Below are 19768 nucleotides of genomic sequence, written 5' to 3'. Positions count from 1 at the left end.
GTTTGTCCATGATTTAAGGGTAGCAAATCAATCTGACAGGAGAGTGTCTGAATTCTGACCATAATGACACATTCTATTTCAGCGCTGGGGCAGGTAAACAGAGAAAGTTGTACCTTTTCCAGTTTCAGAAATGACGTTGATATGGCCGCCTTGCGCCGTGATAATCTCTCTGGACAAAAACAACCCGATGCCGACCCCCTCGAATTCACGCGCTTGCTTTCCTCGGTAAAACCGCTTAAAGATGTGAGGGATTTCTTCGCTGGGGATTCCAAGTCCAGTATCGGTAAGGTGGAGACAGGTGAACATCTCGTTGCTTTCAGCAAGAACGGAAATTTGTCCGTTATGCGGTGTGTACTTCACAGCATTCTCGAGCAGGTTGAATAGTGCTTCACTTGTCCATTTGACATCGTGGCAGGCTAAGATGTGTGTCCCGCAGTCAATATTGATCGTAATTTGTTTGTTTTCCGCTTGTGCATAAATCTGGGATAAAGCCTGCGTCAGAGTTTGTATGAGCGGTTTCGCCTCAATCTGCTGTAGGGAGATCATTCCTGTTTCCAAACGTGATAATTTGATTAGAGACTGAATCAGCCAATCCAACTTATCTGACTGCGCTTTAATATGCTGTATGTAGTGCCGGACATTCTCATTTAGTCCGGGCATCTCTTCGAGCAACTGACTGAATACCATGATATTAGAGAGGGGGGTCTTGGTTTGATGGGAGATATCCGAGATCAGCTCTTTTATTTTGTTTTTCTCTGTTTGGATATTTCGTTCATTCGCCTTAGCCATCCCTATATACCGCTTTAGTTTATGTTCCATCGAAGACAGAGCGGTTTCTTCATAGTTAGTGAGTGGCGGCAGGTCATGTATAGCCCGTTCAATCGCAGTGTCCAAGGTCTGTATATAGATTGCGATCTGGCGGTTCCATAACCAGACCCATACGGCTCCTGTCGCTAATATACAGATGATAAATAGAGAAGTCAGTTGGAGCAGAGTGGGGTCGAACCCGTACAGAAACATTATACTGCCGATAAAACAGGCTACTAGTATAAGGATGATCAGTAAAAAGAGCCTATGAATTTGCTTGAAATTAGCAGGTGGGCTATTGGTTTTCATGGTTTTTGCCCTTCAGTCCACATGTATCCAAGTCCGTAAATGGTCTTGATATATTTGGGTGCTGCCGGGTCATCCTCAAGTTTAGCACGCAGCCGTTTGATGGCTACTGTCAATGCGTTTTCATCCACAAATTCGGCATCCTTGCTCCAGATCTTGTCTATCAGCTGTTCTCGGGTCAAAATATTGCCCGTATTCGTCACCAGCAGCCGCAGCAGTTTTTGCTCAGTTTTGCTCAGCTGGAGCGATTGTTTATTTTTGCTGTACTCCAGTTTCTCAAAATCGAGTTCTAAGGGACCCAATGTTATTTTTCCAGTCCCTAGTGATTCCGTTCTTCTGAGCACTGCCATTACTCTGGCGCGAAGCACCATTAGGCTGAATGGTTTAGTGATATAGTCATCGCCCCCCAATGCAAAACCGGTGATAATGTCGGACTCCATATCATTGGCGGTTAGGAAAATAATGGGTACGCGTGAGGTCTTGCGAAGTTGCTCGCAATAATCCAGTCCACTGCCGTCTGGCAGATTGATGTCCAGAATGATGAGATCAATAGGGTTAACTGCGAAAATATGCTCCGCCGCGGCAATATCGTAGGCTTGATGGATCATGACATTGTTTTGAGAAAGAGTGAGAGCGATCCCTTTATTTAAACTACGGTCGTCCTCAACGATCAGTATGTTCATAGTAATTCTCCTTTGTTTCTTATTTGATCATTATACATTCTCGGGATTTATTCGAAAGCGAGATTTTTATTTAGTAGACAGTTGAAAGTGGACTTTTCTTTATAATCTTTAAAAATGTTTTATTGTATATTAAATGTAATTTTCTAGAACAAATAGTTAGTATAGTCCTCAAAAAAAACATTGTAAACGAATTTTTTTATATAAAATAGTAAATTTTTGGAATAACATGGAATATAGAAGGGGCACCAAAAAATCTCTATTTTAATAATGCAATTAAAATTTACAACGAAACTGAAGAAAAAAATGAATATTTCAAGAGATCTATGTAGAGGAGAGAAGGACTTTGGAACAAAAAGATGTAATAAGCTTTTCCCCCAATACAAAGTTTTTATTTAATAATGATCTAGCTATTGTTTTTAATAGACTTAATCGGAAGTGGGTTAAGATTCCAAGAGTCTGTCAAGAAACTCTGAATGAGTGTGATCAACGCAAATATAGTTTTGGGGAATTAATGGACGCAATGGCGGATGATGAGGATCGTGAGTATATGTCCGAAGTAGTTCAGTCTCTAAGCAGAATAGAAGTGTTTGACTCTCAAACGCCAAAGACAAGACTGCATGATGTCAGCTTTGCTATTTCAAATCGATGTAATCTCCACTGCAAGCATTGTATGGTCAATGTTGATAGCTGTGCTACAAATGAGAAATTTACAACGAAAGAGATAATCTCTGCTCTGGACAAAATAATTGCTGCTAACCCTGAGGCGATAACGATAACAGGTGGAGAAGCGCTGGTTCGAACAGATTTTAAAGAAATCATTACTTACTTAAGAGTTAACTTTGATGGTCATATTTCTCTAATGACTAATGGGACATTAATAAACGAAAATAACGTCAAATATATTATAAATTCGATTAATAGTATAGATATTAGTTTGGATGGAGTGGACGAAGAAACCTGTTCAGTGGTCAGAGGTAAAGGGGTTTTTAAAAGAGCAGTGTCAGCCATTCATTTATTACAAGAAAATGGATTTCATAAAATAACAACTTCTATGATATTAAGCGCTACCAACCAAAATTATGTTGATGAATTTTTTGAGCTTAATAAAAGGTTGGGGTGTAAAGGGATCCTACGAGCGTTAAGTTTTGTTGGACAAGCAGAGCAGAATAAAGAGTTGCTTACAACCACAGTCTCTAAAAAGACCAGTGTGGATATATCGTTGAAAGATAAATGGGAAAAAGAAGATCAGAAATTCTATACATGTTCCTGTGCAGCAGGGTGTAAAACACTCACGATTGAGAGTGATGGCGGAATATATCCATGCAATTTGTTCATAGAACCCGAACATAAACTTGGGGATATCATGGACATAGCATCGTTGGAAGAGTGTTTAGTCTTAAGTGACAAACAGTTTTTAAGTGACAGCTTGCAACAATATGAACCGGAACAAATGGAAAAATGTAAAACTTGTAACGTTAACTACTTCTGTTGGAGTTGTATACACGAGATTGTAGATTTGAAGTCTCCAGATGATTTTGAACAACGTTGTATGGGAATGAAGAGTTTTTTAGAGTCAGTATGGGCGTAAAGATGAAATTATGAGGAGCTGATCCCAATCAATGTAACTATTTTTTTTACAAGAGACTGTAATCTGCAATGTAGTTATTGTTATGAAGGAGAAAAATTTTCAAAAGAAATTACTGGAGAAATAATTAATGAGATACCAGGCTTTTTACTAGAACACATGAGGAAGATAAATGATCAGAAAATAAATATTGTGACACACGGAGGAGAACCCTTGTTGGTTTTTCCAAAAATAAAATCATTTATAAATAAAACCAAAAAAACAATACCAAAAGCAAAGTTTTCGATTACAACCAATGGAACAATTATAAATGATGAAATTTTAGAACTTTTATCTAATGAATACGAAAATGTCTCAATCAGTATTGATGGTACCAAGGAGGCACACGACCAAAATCGAGTTTATAAAAATTACTCCGGTTCATTTGATTTAGTTAAAAAGAATGCATCGCGTTTGCTAGAACGAAGACCAGATGCAGTAGCCAGAATGACTGTGACCAGCTCAAATGTATCACAGCTAAATCAGGGTGTTATTGAGTTAATTCGGTTGGGATTTCAAAATATAATGCCAGTACCGGATGAAAATGATAGGGAATGGGATGAACAATCACTTGAAGTACTTTTGGAACAGTGCAAGCTTATTACATCTTATTTGCACAATAACCAAGAAATAAGCACAACACTTGATGTTGGATTTATAAATGATGCGCCTAACAAAACCAAAAATTCAGTTTGTGATGGTGGAATTGGCTCATTGACTATAGATACAGATGGGAAACTTTATCCTTGTATTATTGCAAACGGGGTAGAAGAGTTTTGTATTGGAAACATTTTTGAAGGAATAGATGAAGAAAAATTAGTAGAAATTCATTCCGAGGATAATCGAGTCATAGCAGAGTGTGATGGTTGTGAACGATATCACTATTGTACAACCACCAGATGCAAAATTATTAATCGGATAAAAACAGGTGATTTTAATAAAGCATCTGGAACAAGGTGTTGTCTAGAGCACATTTTTATTGAATCGGCAATTTATACTGAAGAACTAGTCAAAATTATTTAATTGCGTTAGTAGAATAAATCCCACCCCATTAAAAAATAAATTAGAAAGGAGGACTGAGCGTATGAAGGTCACTAAAATCACAAGAAAAACCACCCTTTCTTCCAATGTAGAAGCTCAAGGATGTAAAGATGACTGCAAAGTTAAAGTATGGGCTGGAAAAAAAGAAGCCGATGGTAGCGCAGCGGGTTGTTGGTCCACTTATCAATATACTCCACGTTGGAATCCACTTGGCTAAGCTTAAATAAAATTTTAAAAAAACGAGAGGAGAAATAATCGAATGTTAAATGTGCAAAAAATTAAAAATCCAATAACAATCAACCAATCTAATGTTCAGGGACAAGGATGTGATGATGATTGTACTGAACATAATAAATTCGTTGGTAAATCTAATGGGAACACAAAGGGTTGTGTAAAATATGACACGATATATACACCTAAAAATAATTGGTTTGCATAATATATAACTTTCTGTAAACTGTGGGATTTATTTTATTATATAAAACCACTGCCGGGTTTCGTTACTTGGAACTCAGTAGTGGTTTAAAAATATTGTTTTAACAGGAGCACATTATGGAGCCCATAGTAGTGATTATTGATTCTGGTATAAGGGCCACGCTCATTGGTGAGCGATTAATAGACTCAATTTCATTTCAAAAAGAAGAGCAGGAAGTGGATCGTTCAGGGCATGGGACTGCATGCGCTATAGTAATCAAGTCTATATGTCCAGACTCAAAATTCATTTCAATCTCTATTTTGGATGCCGAAGGCTTTACTAGTTCACAAATATTAAGAGAAGCACTGGAATATTGCCTTACTATAGACTGCCATATCATAAACTTAAGTCTATCTTTACTGGATGAGGATAACTATGAAATAAAAGAAATATGCGATGAATTGCTAAAACAAAATAAAGTTGTAGTTTCCGCTGTAAGAAATCGATATAAGTTAAGCGAACCAGCCATTTTCGATTCAGTTTTAGGGGTAAGAGGAAGTCTTTTTCCTTCACCAAATGAATTTTGGTTCAATTCACATAAAACAATACAACTAATAACAGATATGACCCCTGTTTTTACTAACCCGGAACTCGGAAAGTATTTTGTGTTCTCAGGCAATAGCAAGGCAACAGCTGTGGGGTCCGGTTTAGTTGCTAGAACAATCATGTTAGAAAATTATACAGATATAAAAGATATTTATCGAAATTTATCTAATAAATGTATAAAGAGTCAGTGGATAGAACGTGAATTGCAAGCAGCGATATCTTCACATCGTTATAAAAGAAGAAATGCTAAATTTGCAGAAAGCAACGTCGTTTATGCAAAAATCGAACAATTGATTAGACAAGTCTCTACAACTGCGGGTGAGAACATAATAGATGAAACTCTGAAAGCTAATGACAGTCTTTTTGAAATGGGGATTATGGTACCTGAAACTGTCGTCCCGTTAATACAAGCATTGGAAGAGGAATTTAGGGTAAAACTTGATTTGAAAAATATAACCCCTTTTATGCTGGAGACAATCAGTTGTATTAGTGACACACTGAGAGGTGTTAAAAATAAGACAGACAAAAATGATATTACAAATATGGAAATACACAAAGGGATCACGTAAATTTTATTTTCCAATCGGGCTATGTCTTTTATTTAGCACCATAGAATCTCTTCTAACACCGTATCTTATTTCACAAATTATTGATCAATCTATATCCAACAAAGATCTGTCGTCTTTATTGGAGTATATATCTATTATTCTAGTTGTCAGTATTATTGGGTATATTAGCATGATTGTTTCGCAGAATTTAACTGTAAAGCTAGAAAGGGAAATCACCTTAAAAATAAGAGAAGAATGCCTGGATTGTATTTGTAAGCAGTCTGGAGAATTTTATACCTATGCAGATAGTAGCGATTTGCTTACTCTAGTTCTTCAGGATGTCGAGAGTATAGCAGATATTTTAGCGAGACAGTTACTAACAATGGCATATAACTTCATAAAGATCATCGGTGTGTTATTTCTCATCTTCAAATTACAAAATAACATGTCGATCGTCATGATTGGCCTTATTCTGCTGATGATTTTTCTACAAATATCGTCAAACAAAAAAATAGAAAAAACTACCTTAGATAGTAGGCATTCGATTATAAAGTTGCAAAGTTCCTTGCAGGAATTAATTATGAATTTGATGAATTTTGTCCAAAACGGACTGATAATATTTCAAAATAAAAAGATTAAAAGAAATGAAGATGATTTCACAAGAGCTAAAATCAATACAACTTTAGCAATGGCTAAATATAATTCACTTATGAATTTTATTAGCTCGATTATTACAGTCACAATCGTTGGATGGGGAGGATTTAATGTCATCACACAACTGATGACGATTGGGGATCTTTTTAGTTTTCAGGTATATACTCAAAGATTGATTTCTCCGGTCATGAGTATGTTAAATATTAGTGCTGATCTGGCATCAAGTTATGTATCGTGGGATAGACTGAACACTCTTCTAACTCGAGAATCGACCATTAAAGATAGCGGGAAATTAAGTTGTGAAATTAATGGACAAATACAGTTCTCAGATGTGAGCTTTGGCTACAATCAAACAGAAATATTATCCAAGGCTTCATTCACCGTTAACGAGGGAACCATTCACGCTATCGTTGGGCCAAGCGGAGCAGGAAAAACTACTATTATCCAACTCATATTTCGTCTTTGGGAGCCCCTTGCCGGAACAATAACATTAGATGGGCGAAGGATTTCTGAATATACATTAGATTGTCTAAGAAGACAGATTAGTATTGTCAGTCAGAATATTTTTCTTCTTAACGATACTATCTATAATAATATCGTTTTAAACAAAGAGAGTGTCACTGATCAAGAAGTCGAAAGAGCATTAAAAGGAGCGAACATATACGATCTGGTGCATGGCTTAAAGGATGGATGGCATACAGTTATAGGAGAGAATGGAATCCGTTTATCCGGTGGGGAAAAGCAACGTTTAGCTATCGCGCGAGCCATTTTTAAAGATGCACCTATTATGGTTTTCGATGAAGCTACTTCAATGCTGGATAACAATACAGAGCATGAAATAACAGACCAGATTCTATCACTATTTAAGGGAAAGACAATTATTATCATAGCTCACCGCTTATCTACAATTCGAGGTGCAGATATAATTTCTGTTTTGAAAGAAGGTCAAATTATAGAGAGAGGAACACATCATCAATTAATGCAGGAAGAGGAATTTTACTATCGTTTGTATACCACATCATAAAAGACAGTAGGGCATATGGGGAATAATCACATTTATTATCATCAGATATTCTAAAGAAATAGAGGGGTTGTGCATGAGTATATTAAAAGCTAACGACTTGAGAAAGTATTACGGTAGTGAACCAAACCCTGTCAAAGCGTTGGATGGCATAACAATGAGTGTGGAGCAAGGTGAATTTGTGGCTATCGTTGGGACTTCCGGCAGCGGTAAGTCTACGCTACTGCATATGCTCGGGGGCCTTGATAATCCTACCTCTGGCACCGTAGAAGTGAATGGGAAAGAACTGTCAAAGATGAACAGTGATCAGCTTACGATTTTTAGACGTAAAAATATCGGGTTCATTTTTCAAAATTATAATCTAATGCCGATACTTAATGTCTACGAGAATATCGTTCTGCCGATTGAACTTGATGGAAACAAGGTGGATAAGGAGTATGTGAACATCATTGTAAGGATGTTAGGACTGAAGGAGAAGCTGAATAATTTACCCAACAATTTGTCTGGGGGCCAACAACAGCGTGTAGCAATTGCAAGGGCTTTAGCGATGAAGCCCGCTATTATCCTTGCCGATGAGCCCACTGGAAATTTGGATAGTCAAACAAGTGAAGAGGTAATCAAGCTGCTGGAAATGACTAGTCACCAACTAAATCAAACAATCATTATGATTACACATAACAACGAAATTTCCTTGCGTGCTGATCGGATTCTCCGTATGGAGGATGGGAAAATCGTGGATTAGAGAGGGAAAAAATGTATAGAAATCATTCTTCATCCGTCATCCGAAAATTATTTCAGAGATACTATAAGGCAAACAAAACCAGAAATATTATATTGGCATGCGCCATCATTCTTACGACCATTCTGATTACAGCAGCTTGCAGCACATTTTACAGTTACTTGAAATTATCTAAACATCAAGAAATGAAAGAAACCGGGACAAGTGCTAATGTTATTTTGAGTCGTCCAACACAGAATCAATTAGATTTATTAAGTAAATTTGATATTTTAAAGCCTGAAATGAATATTCAAACCAAAATGGGATCACTTGTCAATAATAAGGGACAGGCTGGGATTGATATACAGATGATCAGTTCTACAAATTGGGAGGAATATAGCGGATCACTTGTAGATAATATGCAGGGTACCTATCCTGCTAAAGGCAATGAAATCATGATGTCAACATGGCTGTTGAATAGGTTGGGATACTCAAAGCCGCGGACTGGAATGGAGGTTTCATTGTCTGTTGCTATCAGTGATATTTCAAAAAACGGCGACGCAGAGGTTCAGAGCCTTCCCTTTACTCTGTCTGGATTCTATGAGGACACGGCAAATATCAATTCTGAAAACAATCGAATTGTCTTTTTTTCAGAAACATTTTTAAGAGAACATCCGCAGGAAGTGCCGAATCTTGTAGGGTTATTATTTAAAGATACCAGACATTATCACGATAAAATCGAGCAGATTCGAGCCTCCATTGATTTGGATGGAAATCAGCAGTTGATTCCTTCATATGACGGTAAATTGAATATGAATGTCAAGGATTCACTGGTTGCAGTAATAATGGTTTTGTTTTTTATGTTTGATGGATACCTTATTATTTTCAACGTTGCGTATATCTCTATTACTCGAGACGTACGATTTTATGGGCTGCTGAAAATGCTGGGAATGACTAGTGCGCAAATCAAGCAAATTGTCTATTACAGTGTTGCTAAAGTAGCCTTTTTTGCCCTGCCTGTGGGGATGCTGTTGGGATGGGGGCTTTCATTTTACGTAGTGCCGCTTGCCTTATCTTCGTATGAGGGTTTCTCATCCATAGATAGGCAAGTCAACTTATGGGTGTTGCTCTTGGCCCTATTTTTCTCAGCGTTAACTCTATTTTTAAGCTATAGAGCACCTGCAAAGAAGGCAGGGAGAATTTCTCCGATTGAAGCGTCGAAACATACTGATACACAATCCGGAAAACAAAAATCAAGAGGTAGACATGGTGCGAAAATACCGTATATGTCGTTAAAAAATATACTCCGTAGTAAAAAAAGATTGCTTTTTGTTGTGTTAACGCTCTTCTTAGGCAGCACTGCACTTGTGGTGCTTTCCACATTTCTAAAATCCTTCAGTGCGGAGGAATACATCAATGCAGAGGTTAAATACGACATTGCTATGTATAACCAAATGACCAGAGCCAGTTTTAATCCAACAGAGGAGCAGCACTTTACTCCTGAGTTGCTGTCGCAAATTTCCGCAGTAAACGGGATCCGTGAACTCGAACGAACGACGGTAGTATCTATTTTCCAGCATTATTCAGATAGTACTCATGGTGAGTGGCTGCGAAATTACAATGAATTTCGTGCAGGTGTGAATGAGGAACTCAGAGATAAAAAACATTATGAAGAAGATCCTAAAACTAACTTTTGGGGTTTATTGATCGGCATTGATGATAAAAAACTGGAGGAGTATAACCGTACTGCTAAGAACCCGATTAATTTAAGCGACTTTTCCAAAGGGAAGATAGCATTGGTAACTGATATTAATGGGAATGGCATTCCAATAGGTGTACAGATACCCTTCACGGTAATTGACAACAACAAGAGCTATAAGGTGAAAATTGGCGGTCAAATGACGTTTGAACGTGATGCTATGAATAGTGGTGCTGCTCCATGGCTAATTGTGTCAAATAATGTTATCAACAAATATCATTCTGATGCTGTGATTTACTCTATTAAGATTAATGCGCAAAAAGGAAAAGAACAGGATGTGTTGAATGAGGTTAAACTCCTTACAAGCGGAGACAGCAGCATTTCACGCACCTCAAAAATTGAACAGGCAAAAGCGTTTGCTGACTTAAAGCAGTCTTTTTCCAATCTTTCTATTGTTATCATTATCATTTTAAGCAGCATCGGTGTTTTGAATTTTATTAACACTATATTAGTAAGCATTGTATCCAGAAAACAGGAGTTTGCTGTTCTAGCATCTATTGGCGCGACGAAGAAGCAGATTAAATGGCTGATCACCTTTGAAGGAATCTGGTTTGCTCTAATTGCTTTTGTTCTTACATTAATAGTGGGTAGTGGCATTAGTTATCTGGTCTTTAATATATTGCATGAATATATAGGCTATGGAGTGTTTAGATATCCGGTTACCTCTTTAATCATATATTCGGGGGTTGTCTTGTTGATCTGTTCAATAATTCCTGGTTTGTTGTACAAATCTATTTCCCGTTCAAGTGTTATTGAACAGCTAAGACAAGCAGAATAATAATGCAAGGGAGGTGGGAACTTTGAAACACAATAGTGGAAAAACTATGAAAAAGTTGGCAAAGCGCTCTCTTAAATCTAGCAAAAATTATTTTGCTATTCTGGCAATAGCCTTGGCTGCGATTATGTTCACCAGTGTATTTACTATTGCAGGGAGTTTGTTAGAGTCAATGAAAGATAACAAGATGAGAATCGCAGGGAGCAATGCTCATGGTGGATTTCATCAAATGTCTATGCCTGAGTATAAAAGAGTCTCTTCAGATTCAATGATTAAGGACATCTCCTATTCGGTTCTTATCGGTGATGCACAGGGGGCTGCCTTTTCTAAGTTACCTACAGAAGTGAGGTATGGTGAGGAAAAGTATGCAAAATGGGCGTATAGCTTACCACAGCTTGGAAACATGCCACAGCAAAAGAAGGACATAAGTGTAAGCACCTTGGTATTGGATGCGCTGGGTCTTCCCCATACATTAGGTCAATCCATTTCATTAACCTTCAAAACAGATAAAAAAACAATAACAGATACCTTTACCGTTTGTGGAATTTGGGATGGAAATCCGCTCTCTTGGCGTCAAAATATTTGGCTTTCTCGTGAATATGCAGATTTAATAGCTCCTGTGGCAACTGAACCATGGAACAACCGTCCCAATGTGTACTCAGGCTATATCAACAGTCAATTTTGGTTTTCGAATACGTGGGATATTGAAACGAAATCTGAACAACTTGCCAGCAGAAGTGATTTTGATGGTCAAATAACTGTTAACGCTTCTTATGATATTCTAGGATCTGAACCTCAAAATATACTTCTAGGTTTCCTTGTAATCACAGTGATTTCCTTAGCTGGATATTTGTTAATCTACAATATATTCTATATTTCAATTGCACAAGAAATTAAATCTTATGGTTTATTAAAAGTCATTGGGACAACCTCAAAACAAATCAAAAGAATGGTTCGTTATAAGGCAATATATCTTGCTTGTATCGGTATTCCTTTTGGACTAGTGATAGGTTGGACGATCGGTCGTTTTCTTGTTCCGGCTATTATCGATATTTTTGGTGAAGATATGCGCGTCGTAACAAGTGTACACCCGCTTATTTTTGCTATTGCCGCTATATTCAGCCTCTGCACAGTGTTATTAAGTTGCTTAGGGCCAGCAAAGGTTGCATCAAGGGTTTCTCCAATAGAAGCTCTAAGTTATGTTGAAGGAAAACAGGCGGGAGAACTAAGAAGAAAAAAGAAAAAAGCTCAACCAATAACATCCGTTCGTCTAGCAATGGCTAATTTAAAGAGGAACCCCCGAAAAGTGATCATCGTCACGCTTTCTTTTACACTTAGTTTGGTTATTCTTAATAGTACTTATGGTCTTGTGCATTCTTTTGATTTTAATAAGTTCATTGAGTTTCAGTCTGTTTCGGACTTTACGGTTGCTGATACTTCGATCATAAATAATTCGCCTCCATTTGATACTTCCGGTGTAAGCAATGAGTTCATAAAACAAGTAGAGTCATTGGACGGGCTTGAAAATAGCGGTAATGTTTATGTACTCCCTTTAACACAAAATTTAAGTGATCAGGCAATGTCTGCGCTGAAAAGAGAAGTCGGCTTGATGAATGAAAAGGACCAAGAGGAATTTCTGAGTTCTCAGGAAATGGTGAAACGGAGATCAATAGTGAATACATTTGGTTTCAGTGAGTGGCCGGCACAGATGATTCAAGTAAAGGAAGGAGCTTTGGATCAAAAACGCTGGGAGAAAGGAGAGGGAATCTATGTTACTAACTGTAAGAAATTCCTAGATGGTACAAGCAGCATTTATCATCCGGGAGATAAAGTTAAAGTGAGTTTTGGAAACGGAAAGGAAAAGGAATATGAAGTGCTTGCCATTGTTGATTTTCCGGGAGCTATTCACTCAGTGGCATATTATGATATAGGATTAGAGTATTTGTTGCCTTCGGATGAACTGCTTGCCCATGCAGATTCTATGCTGCCAATGTATACAATCTTTAATGTAGATGATGAACATTTAACTCAGACAGAAAAATGGCTGGAGGACTATTGCTTACATACGGATACCGGATTGGATTTCTATTCGAAGAATACTTCTAGAGAAACCTTTCGTAGTTTAATCTTTATGTATGAGGTGGTAGGAGGTGCATTTTGTATTCTGCTAGGTGTTATTGGGATTCTGAATTTCATAAATTCCATGCAAACTTCTATTTTAACCAGAAAACGAGAAATTGCCATGCTGCAATCAATAGCCATGACGGATAAGCAGGTAAAAGAAATGCTTATCTTTGAGGGGGTCGGGTATGCCTTCCTAGGGCTGATGTTTTCGATTGTGCTAGGAAGCTTGGCAAATACTACCCTAGTACCCGCAATGGGAGCAGAACTTGATTATTTTACTTGGACTTTTACATTAACCCCTATTTTACTTAGTATAATCCCCTTTATGCTGATCTCTATTGTAGTACCCGTTTTGTGTTACCACAGCATATCTAAGAAGACTATTATTGAAAGATTACGGAGCGAGGTTTTTTGATAAAGAGCCGCATAGTTAACCCTAAAGGAAAGTTCAAAAGGGCATCACCTATATAGGGTGGTGTCCTTTTAATTTTTGATGGGTGCATTCCCATTTATATGTGCAAAGGTTGGTTATGAGCTACAACTAGCCCAACAGTGGTCTGTAGTCGTACAGCTACCTCGACTAAGGTCCAGTACGAAAAACCGTCGTTGGTCTGTTTTGAAAGTCTGCGATTTACCCTAGAATAAGGCTATAAGGTTAAGGACAACGAAAGGCGGTGAGAAAAAATGCAAAGAAGACAAGGAAACGGATTAGCGGTTGTACTGATTGTGATTGGTGCGGTTATGCTGCTCGGCATTGCGCTTCCTCTGATCCACGGAATGTTCAGATTACTTTTCCCGGTATTGCTGGTTGTTCTCGGGTACTACGGGATTAAGAGCGGACGCAAGATTATTGGTTGGGTACTGATGTTCATTGGTGTGATGTCCCTGATCGCGAAGCTTTCCTGGATCATTGGACCACTTCTAGGAGTGGCGTTGATCGTCTGGGGCGTATCAGCATTAAAGGGCAGAAGTAACAAGGGTACTTATTAAGAAGCAATGTACTTAAACAAGAAGCAGGGAGGGAGCAGGAGATCATGAGTGTTTTTCGTCGCATGAGGGATATTACTGTAGCTAATCTAAACGAACGTCTGGAGCAAAGCCAAGATCCCGTGAAACTAATTGATCAATTTCTACATTCAACCCGTGAGGAAATCAGTGAAGCTGAAAGGCTGTACCAGCAATATGCTTCCCACACGAAGCAATTGCAGCAGCAAGTGAACCAAGCAACTGCCATGAGAAACAAACGTGAAGAGCAGGCGTTGTTGGCACTTAAAGCAGGCGAGGATCATCTCGCGAAGCTGGCTTTACAAGAAAAGATCATTCACGAGGAAAAACTGGAGCAATATAGCGGGCTGCTAGAACAGAGCAAGCAATCCTTGTTTGAACTTGAAGCTCAGCTGAATGAGCTGAAAATAGAGTATCAAACGGTGTACAGCAAACGTCAGTATTATTCGGCACGAATGGAGTCGCTGCGATTGCAGCAACGGATGAATCAAAGAGCCAGTGCTTATGGCAATGGTGGTGATGTTCCCAAAATGTTCGGACGTCTGGAAGATCAGATGTCGGATTGGGAATTAGAAGCAAAGAGCTTGCGTGATTTGCGGCGCATGGGACAGGAATATGCGGTGCAAGCGGGTGAGACCGTAGCGACCGTACTCGAAAGAGAAATGGCTCGCCTAAAGGAGAAACTGAACAATGGTGGAAAGGAGTAGCGCTATGAGTCGATTGTATCGTTCAACAAGAGATAAAGTGATGACGGGTCTTGCAGGTGGATTATCTGAGACACTCGGTATTGATTCCACGTTATTCCGGATTCTATTACTGGTCAGCATTCCGTTTACAGGTGGTGCGGTGATTCCGGTATACTTCATTGCAGCAATGGTCATTCCTAAGGAACCGACGCATTATAATCCATTTGGACCAGGGCCTGGGGCACCGGGTGGCCCATTCGGCGGACCCTACTCAGGCAGACCGGAACATGGACACGGACCACAAGCTACTGGCGGATATGGACCTTATGGACGCCAGCCAAATTACAATCCTAATTTTGAGAAGAACAACGCTTATTCCGCACCGGACTCCGGTTTGGATGCGATGATGAAGGATATTGAGAAGAAGGCTTTGCAAAAAGAAGTAGAAGAACTCAAACAAAAACTGTCTAAATATGAGAAAGGGGAATTGTAAATCATGGGAGTATTTCAAAGAATTAAAGATATGACAAAAGCGTCGGTAAATGACTTGTTGGATAAGGTAGAGGACCCAATCGTAATGCTTAACCAATATCTGCGCGATATGGAGGCTGAAATTCACGAAGCAGAAGTAACAGTTGCTAAACAAATGGCTAACGAACGCCGTATGAAGCAACGTGTGGAAGAAGCAGCAAAAATGTCTGCACAACGTGGATCACAAGCTGAACTGGCACTGAAAAATGGCCAAGAAGAAGTAACTCGCAAGCTGTTGGAAGAAAAAATCTACTTTGACCAAAAGCAAGTGGAGTACAGTGATCTTCACGCACAAGCTGAAGTACACGCTAAGGAATTAGTGCAACAACTGCATGACATGAAGGATGAGTTCTACAAGCTGCGCAACAAACGTAACGAGCTTGTATCCCGTGCTCAAATGGCTAAAGCTAAAAAACAAATGTCGCAAATCAGCAGCGTACATTCCATTGAAAGTGGCAGTGCATCACTCGGATTCCACCGGATGGAAGAGAAAATTATGCAGCTTGAGGCTGAAGCAGATGTAATGCGTGCACCTTACAGCCCATCCGCTGCTTATAGCAAACCCGTTGATGTTGAGAAGCAACTGAAAGTGGATGAGCAATTGGCACTACTGAAAAACAAGCTGAATGATACACCCGCGGCTCCTTCTCTAAACAAAAAAGAACAATAAATCCTGTTCCTAAAACTTGGACGGATATGATATGCTGGACAAGAAGAAGCCATACGGTATGGATCTCCATACCGATATGGCTTTTATAGCGGCTAGCTATAATATTTAACGGTGATAATATTCCTCATCATAGTGACGGATATCTAACCGATAGTATAAAATGAGTTTTGCTTCGCAAAACTTTTAGGAGGTGCGAAATGGATAAACGAAACCGTTTGATTGCCATCGGACTGATTGCTGTTGGCTGCATGATGATTTTTGGTAGATGGCTCGGCTTTTTCTCCATTGTCGCGCTTCTGTTCCTGCTGCTGGGAGTCTACCGTACGACATCAGGCAAAGTAAAGCAGGGCTATAAACTGCTCGGGATAGGTGCTGTATTGCTTTTGCTGGACCATTTGGTGCTCGTGCTGGGGATTTGCTTAATCTCACTTGGGATGTTTTTTACCAAATCCAAAAGAGTGCAGCGCAAGGAAGGGTTTATGCAGAAGCAGAACTTTTCATCCAGATTTGACTGGGACCGCTCACCTTGGGTGATGCACAGCCTTAGCTCTTGGCATGTACTGGGTGAGGCCGATGTGGATCTTTCATTAGCTATGGCGGATCATAAGGAAACGGTCATGCTGTTTCAAGGGATTTTTGGCGATATGGATATTAACCTGTCCGATGATTACGGCGTGGAAATTGAAGCTTTTGTGCTCTTTGGGTCCATTGAATTCGGCAACCAGCGAGATACAGGGATGTTAAACCGTCTGAATTGGAAATCAGCCAATTATGACAGCAGTGAATACAAAGTGAAATTTAGTGTTTCTTATTTAATGGGAGATCTAGATGTACGATTATCCTGATAAGCTTGATAGAGAAGGGAGAGTCCCCCGTATGGAAAAAAAGAACAAAAACATGATATCACGCAGCATGGGTGAGGGGGCTCTGTTCTCTTTGGTCATGCTGCTTGTGATAATGTATGTCATGTATACATATGGCTATTTGAAGCCTTTTGAAAGCTGGAAATTTGGCGTGCGGACAGCCATCACCCTAATTCTTCTGCCTATGGGCTTTGGAATTGGTTATGGCTTTTATCAGAGCTTTCGTGTGAAGCGGCAGTTGGAACGTCTTAGGCAGACCCTCGTATTATGGGAAAAGGGAAATTTGACGCTGTCCATGCCGGATCTAGGTGATGATGAGCTGGGAAGGCTCGGAGAACAGCTTGGCCGGATTAGCGGCAAATGGGAGAATCAAGTGACGACGCTGCAGCGGTTATCCACGAATAACGCGAAGCTTGCGGAGCAGGCGCGGGTATCTGCTATTATGGAGGAACGGCAGCGGCTTGCGCGTGAACTGCACGACGCTGTTTCCCAGCAGCTATTTGCAATCTCCATGACTGCCACGGCGGTAGGCCGGACATTGGAGAAGGATTTCGATAAAGCCCAGCGGCAAATTGCGCTTATAGAAGAAATGTCTGCCGTAGCCCAATCGGAGATGAGGGCATTGCTGCTGCATTTGAGACCTGTTTATTTGGAAGGAAAGGGACTCGAACAAGGTCTGCAGGAATTGATCAAGGAGCTTAAGGTCAAGGTACCGATCGAAATTGTATTTGAGATGGACCCTGATGTGCAGCTGTTAAAAGGGGTAGAGAATCACTTGTTCCGTATCGTCCAAGAGGCGATTTCTAATACACTTCGTCATGCGAAAGCAGAAAAAATAGAAATCCGGCTGCATAGACGGGGAGATACAGTTCGCTTGACGTTGCGTGATGATGGGATCGGCTTTGAGATGGACGACACCAAACAAGCTTCCTATGGTTTGTCGAACATGCAGGAGCGGATTAATGAAATCGGAGGCTCCATTCAGTTCATTACCGCTCCGGGTAAAGGAATGCGTATTGAAATTACCGTTCCGTTAGTCAATGAATAATAGGAGGAAAGAGTAACCATGGAGATGGAGGAAGCAATTAAAGTACTACTCGTAGATGATCATGAAATGGTACGGATCGGGCTAGCAGCAGTTTTAGGTACCGAGGATGGAATTGAGGTCGTAGGTGAAGCTGGAAGTGGAGAAGAAGGTATTCGGCTGGCTCAAGAGTACAATCCCGATGTGGTCTTAATGGATCTCGTAATGGATGGGATGGATGGCATAGAAACGACTAAACAGCTGATGAAGCAGTACCCAGAGATCAAAGTTATTGTTCTAACAAGCTATTTGGACGATGAAAAGATGTATCCCGTTATTGAAGCGGGCGCCTTTAGTTATCTGCTGAAGACTTCGCGGGCTAGTGAAGTGGCGGATGCGATCCGCGCTGCGGCAAGAGGACAGTCCGTGCTTGAGTCACAGGTGGCCTCTAAAATGATGAACCGTTTTCGAAACAATGCAAAAGGAGAATCACCTGCTTATAAAGAGCTTACGGAGCGCGAGATGGAAGTATTACGTCTGTTGGCGCAAGGTAAATCCAATCAGGATATTGCCGATCAACTAATTATTGGAATCAAAACTGTGAAATTTCATGTGACGAATATTCTCGCGAAGCTGGGCGTAGAAGACCGGACCCAAGCAGCAATTTATGCATATAAAAATGGACTAGCTGAATAACAACAAAGGACTGAAGCCTCTGCTTCAGTCCTTTTTATTGTACAAGAAAGTAGTTTTGGGGCCTCCGCAAAGTATCTGAGTACGCATTGAAGCAAATCCCTCTCTTTGTGGGAATATTTCAGGTATAGAATCTCCTAATTCGAACATACTGTCTAGTAGATTGCTAGAGAGGTTCGAAGGGAGAATGACATATGCGGAAGATGAAGCTGAACAACGGAACAAAAAAAGGGACTTTTTTTATAATGATAATCGTGTGCTGTGCTGCGGCTCTGCTAGTTAATCTGCAAAGTGTTAAAGCGAATTCAACCGTTCTTGATGAGGGCGTTAACCAAGCTTCAACAGGAGCCGAACTGAATCATGCTCTTGTGAGTTTAATAGATCTCGGAAAAGAAACAACCGTTTCTGATTCACCGCTGCGTTTAGTGTTAAAGTGGCAGGGAGAAAGCAGCAATTACGCGGATCTGTCTGCCGAAGTTGCTAAGTTAAGCACAAGTCTCGGATTGAATGTACCGTCAGGTACTGAGGAAGATGGACATATGACGTATCGTACAGAAGCTGTAAAACCATATGAATCGCGGCTCTCCTTATTTTGGAGTGAGCTTAGCGAAGGCAACAGTTATGTGATTGTAACGTTAGAAGCGGCTGATCTGCAAAATGAAGCCAGCTTTCAAGCGGCTGCTCGTGAAGTAAGTATGATTCTTGAACAGAATAAAATTAAGGTGGAATGGAATGTATCCCTTCAAGGAAGCGCGCAAGAACAGGGAGCACCTGAAAAAGTTCTAGCACAGACGGAGTCATTGATGCATGACCGGTTTGAAGCTGTGACCGGAGGAGAAAGCTACAAGGATATCTCAACGGTTAGCCGTACGTATTCGATTCCTAATTTGAATCGTTCTGTGATGAGTGGAAATCAGTCAGTTTCTGCCCAAATCGCAGTGCATCATGAAGATCAGAAGGGGACAAACCGCGTAACTATAGGCTTTCCTTTAATAACCATCGAATATTGACAATTTTCTCTTATATAAGCGCAGATATAGTTAATAATAAGAAATATTAATTGAAATTTGCGAAATCCCGAGAGTATTTGTCAGGAATGTGATAGCATCCTTTTTAGGAATATGCTAAAATGACATAACGTCGTTATTCACCTTATGTTAGTACCGACGCTGAGCATGTCAATAAACTATATTACATACAGAAAGATGAGGAGCC

Annotated in this window: 19 protein-coding genes; 17 read left to right on the top strand and 2 right to left on the bottom strand. The window is 39.8% G+C overall.

Annotated elements, in window-relative coordinates; translation table 11 throughout:
- Nucleotides 1-78: 78 nt before the first annotated feature.
- Both NST58_RS28150 and NST58_RS28145 read right to left on the bottom strand, forming a co-directional pair.
- A complete protein-coding gene (locus tag NST58_RS28150; protein ID WP_076130303.1) occupies nucleotides 79-1116 on the bottom strand; it encodes a HAMP domain-containing sensor histidine kinase in 1038 nt (345 codons plus the stop codon).
- The gene (locus tag NST58_RS28145) at nucleotides 1113-1796 is read right to left on the bottom strand and encodes a response regulator transcription factor (RefSeq protein WP_076130304.1); all 684 of its coding nucleotides are present in this window, start codon (nucleotides 1794-1796) and stop codon (nucleotides 1113-1115) included. The genes NST58_RS28150 and NST58_RS28145 overlap by 4 nt, the downstream gene beginning before the upstream one ends.
- Before the next feature lie 343 nt (nucleotides 1797-2139).
- On the opposite strand from NST58_RS28145, the gene NST58_RS28140 reads away from it, so the two are divergent.
- The 17 genes from NST58_RS28140 to NST58_RS28060 all read left to right on the top strand — a co-directional run bounded on the left by NST58_RS28140 (nucleotide 2140) and on the right by NST58_RS28060 (nucleotide 19563).
- Nucleotides 2140-3384, top strand: a complete 1245-nt coding sequence (locus NST58_RS28140) for a radical SAM/SPASM domain-containing protein (protein WP_076220400.1) — start codon at nucleotides 2140-2142, stop codon at nucleotides 3382-3384.
- Nucleotides 3385-3402: 18 nt separating this feature from the next.
- Nucleotides 3403-4443, top strand: coding sequence for a radical SAM protein (locus tag NST58_RS28135; protein WP_339248807.1), 1041 nt, complete (start codon nucleotides 3403-3405; stop codon nucleotides 4441-4443).
- 61 nt (nucleotides 4444-4504) lie between these two features.
- Complete coding sequence (locus NST58_RS28130; RefSeq protein WP_175620029.1) at nucleotides 4505-4678, top strand: hypothetical protein; 174 nt, start codon at nucleotides 4505-4507, stop codon at nucleotides 4676-4678.
- A 42-nt stretch (nucleotides 4679-4720) separates the two neighbouring features.
- On the top strand, nucleotides 4721-4900 hold the full coding sequence (locus NST58_RS28125) for a hypothetical protein (RefSeq protein ID WP_076220402.1): 180 nt from the start codon (nucleotides 4721-4723) through the stop codon (nucleotides 4898-4900).
- Between the two features lie 113 nt (nucleotides 4901-5013).
- Nucleotides 5014-6051: a S8 family serine peptidase gene (locus NST58_RS28120; RefSeq protein WP_339244961.1), complete on the top strand. Its 1038-nt coding sequence runs from the start codon at nucleotides 5014-5016 to the stop codon at nucleotides 6049-6051.
- Nucleotides 6011-7708 carry an ABC transporter ATP-binding protein gene (locus NST58_RS28115; protein WP_339244959.1) on the top strand — a complete coding sequence of 566 codons (1698 nt, stop codon included), beginning with the start codon at nucleotides 6011-6013 and terminating at the stop codon, nucleotides 7706-7708. Before NST58_RS28120 ends, NST58_RS28115 begins: the two co-directional genes overlap by 41 nt.
- A 73-nt stretch (nucleotides 7709-7781) precedes the next feature.
- On the top strand, nucleotides 7782-8447 hold the full coding sequence (locus NST58_RS28110) for an ABC transporter ATP-binding protein (RefSeq protein ID WP_076130305.1): 666 nt from the start codon (nucleotides 7782-7784) through the stop codon (nucleotides 8445-8447).
- A gap of 11 nt (nucleotides 8448-8458) precedes the next feature.
- Entirely contained in the window at nucleotides 8459-10960 is a 2502-nt protein-coding gene (locus NST58_RS28105) for an ABC transporter permease (RefSeq protein WP_339244957.1), read from the top strand.
- Between the two features lie 22 nt (nucleotides 10961-10982).
- Complete coding sequence (locus tag NST58_RS28100; protein WP_339244955.1) at nucleotides 10983-13496, top strand: ABC transporter permease; 2514 nt, start codon at nucleotides 10983-10985, stop codon at nucleotides 13494-13496.
- 269 nt (nucleotides 13497-13765) lie between these two features.
- On the top strand, nucleotides 13766-14071 hold the full coding sequence (locus tag NST58_RS28095; protein WP_076130307.1) for a hypothetical protein: 306 nt from the start codon (nucleotides 13766-13768) through the stop codon (nucleotides 14069-14071).
- A 44-nt stretch (nucleotides 14072-14115) separates the two neighbouring features.
- Nucleotides 14116-14793 carry a PspA/IM30 family protein gene (locus tag NST58_RS28090; RefSeq protein WP_036685541.1) on the top strand — a complete coding sequence of 226 codons (678 nt, stop codon included), beginning with the start codon at nucleotides 14116-14118 and terminating at the stop codon, nucleotides 14791-14793.
- 4 nt (nucleotides 14794-14797) lie between these two features.
- Nucleotides 14798-15265 (top strand): PspC domain-containing protein, encoded by a 468-nt coding sequence (locus tag NST58_RS28085; RefSeq protein ID WP_076184838.1) that lies wholly within the window; start codon nucleotides 14798-14800, stop codon nucleotides 15263-15265.
- Nucleotides 15266-15268: 3 nt separating this feature from the next.
- Nucleotides 15269-15973, top strand: coding sequence for a PspA/IM30 family protein (locus tag NST58_RS28080; protein WP_036685540.1), 705 nt, complete (start codon nucleotides 15269-15271; stop codon nucleotides 15971-15973).
- Between the two features lie 197 nt (nucleotides 15974-16170).
- Entirely contained in the window at nucleotides 16171-16818 is a 648-nt protein-coding gene (gene liaF / locus NST58_RS28075) for a cell wall-active antibiotics response protein LiaF (RefSeq protein ID WP_036685537.1), read from the top strand.
- A 31-nt stretch (nucleotides 16819-16849) separates the two neighbouring features.
- The gene (locus NST58_RS28070; RefSeq protein ID WP_339244951.1) at nucleotides 16850-17884 is read left to right on the top strand and encodes a sensor histidine kinase; all 1035 of its coding nucleotides are present in this window, start codon (nucleotides 16850-16852) and stop codon (nucleotides 17882-17884) included.
- An 18-nt stretch (nucleotides 17885-17902) separates the two neighbouring features.
- Complete coding sequence (locus NST58_RS28065) at nucleotides 17903-18556, top strand: response regulator transcription factor (RefSeq protein WP_036685532.1); 654 nt, start codon at nucleotides 17903-17905, stop codon at nucleotides 18554-18556.
- Between the two features lie 191 nt (nucleotides 18557-18747).
- Nucleotides 18748-19563, top strand: a complete 816-nt coding sequence (locus tag NST58_RS28060; protein WP_076302378.1) for a YwmB family TATA-box binding protein — start codon at nucleotides 18748-18750, stop codon at nucleotides 19561-19563.
- Nucleotides 19564-19768: the final 205 nt, after the last annotated feature.

Origin of the sequence: Paenibacillus sp. FSL R10-2796 (assembly GCF_037965315.1) — a bacterium.
Taxonomy (GTDB): domain Bacteria; phylum Bacillota; class Bacilli; order Paenibacillales; family Paenibacillaceae; genus Paenibacillus_AQ; species Paenibacillus_AQ odorifer.
The sequence above is the reverse complement of the archived record's forward strand: the minus strand, read 5'-3'. Positions and strand labels throughout refer to the sequence as shown.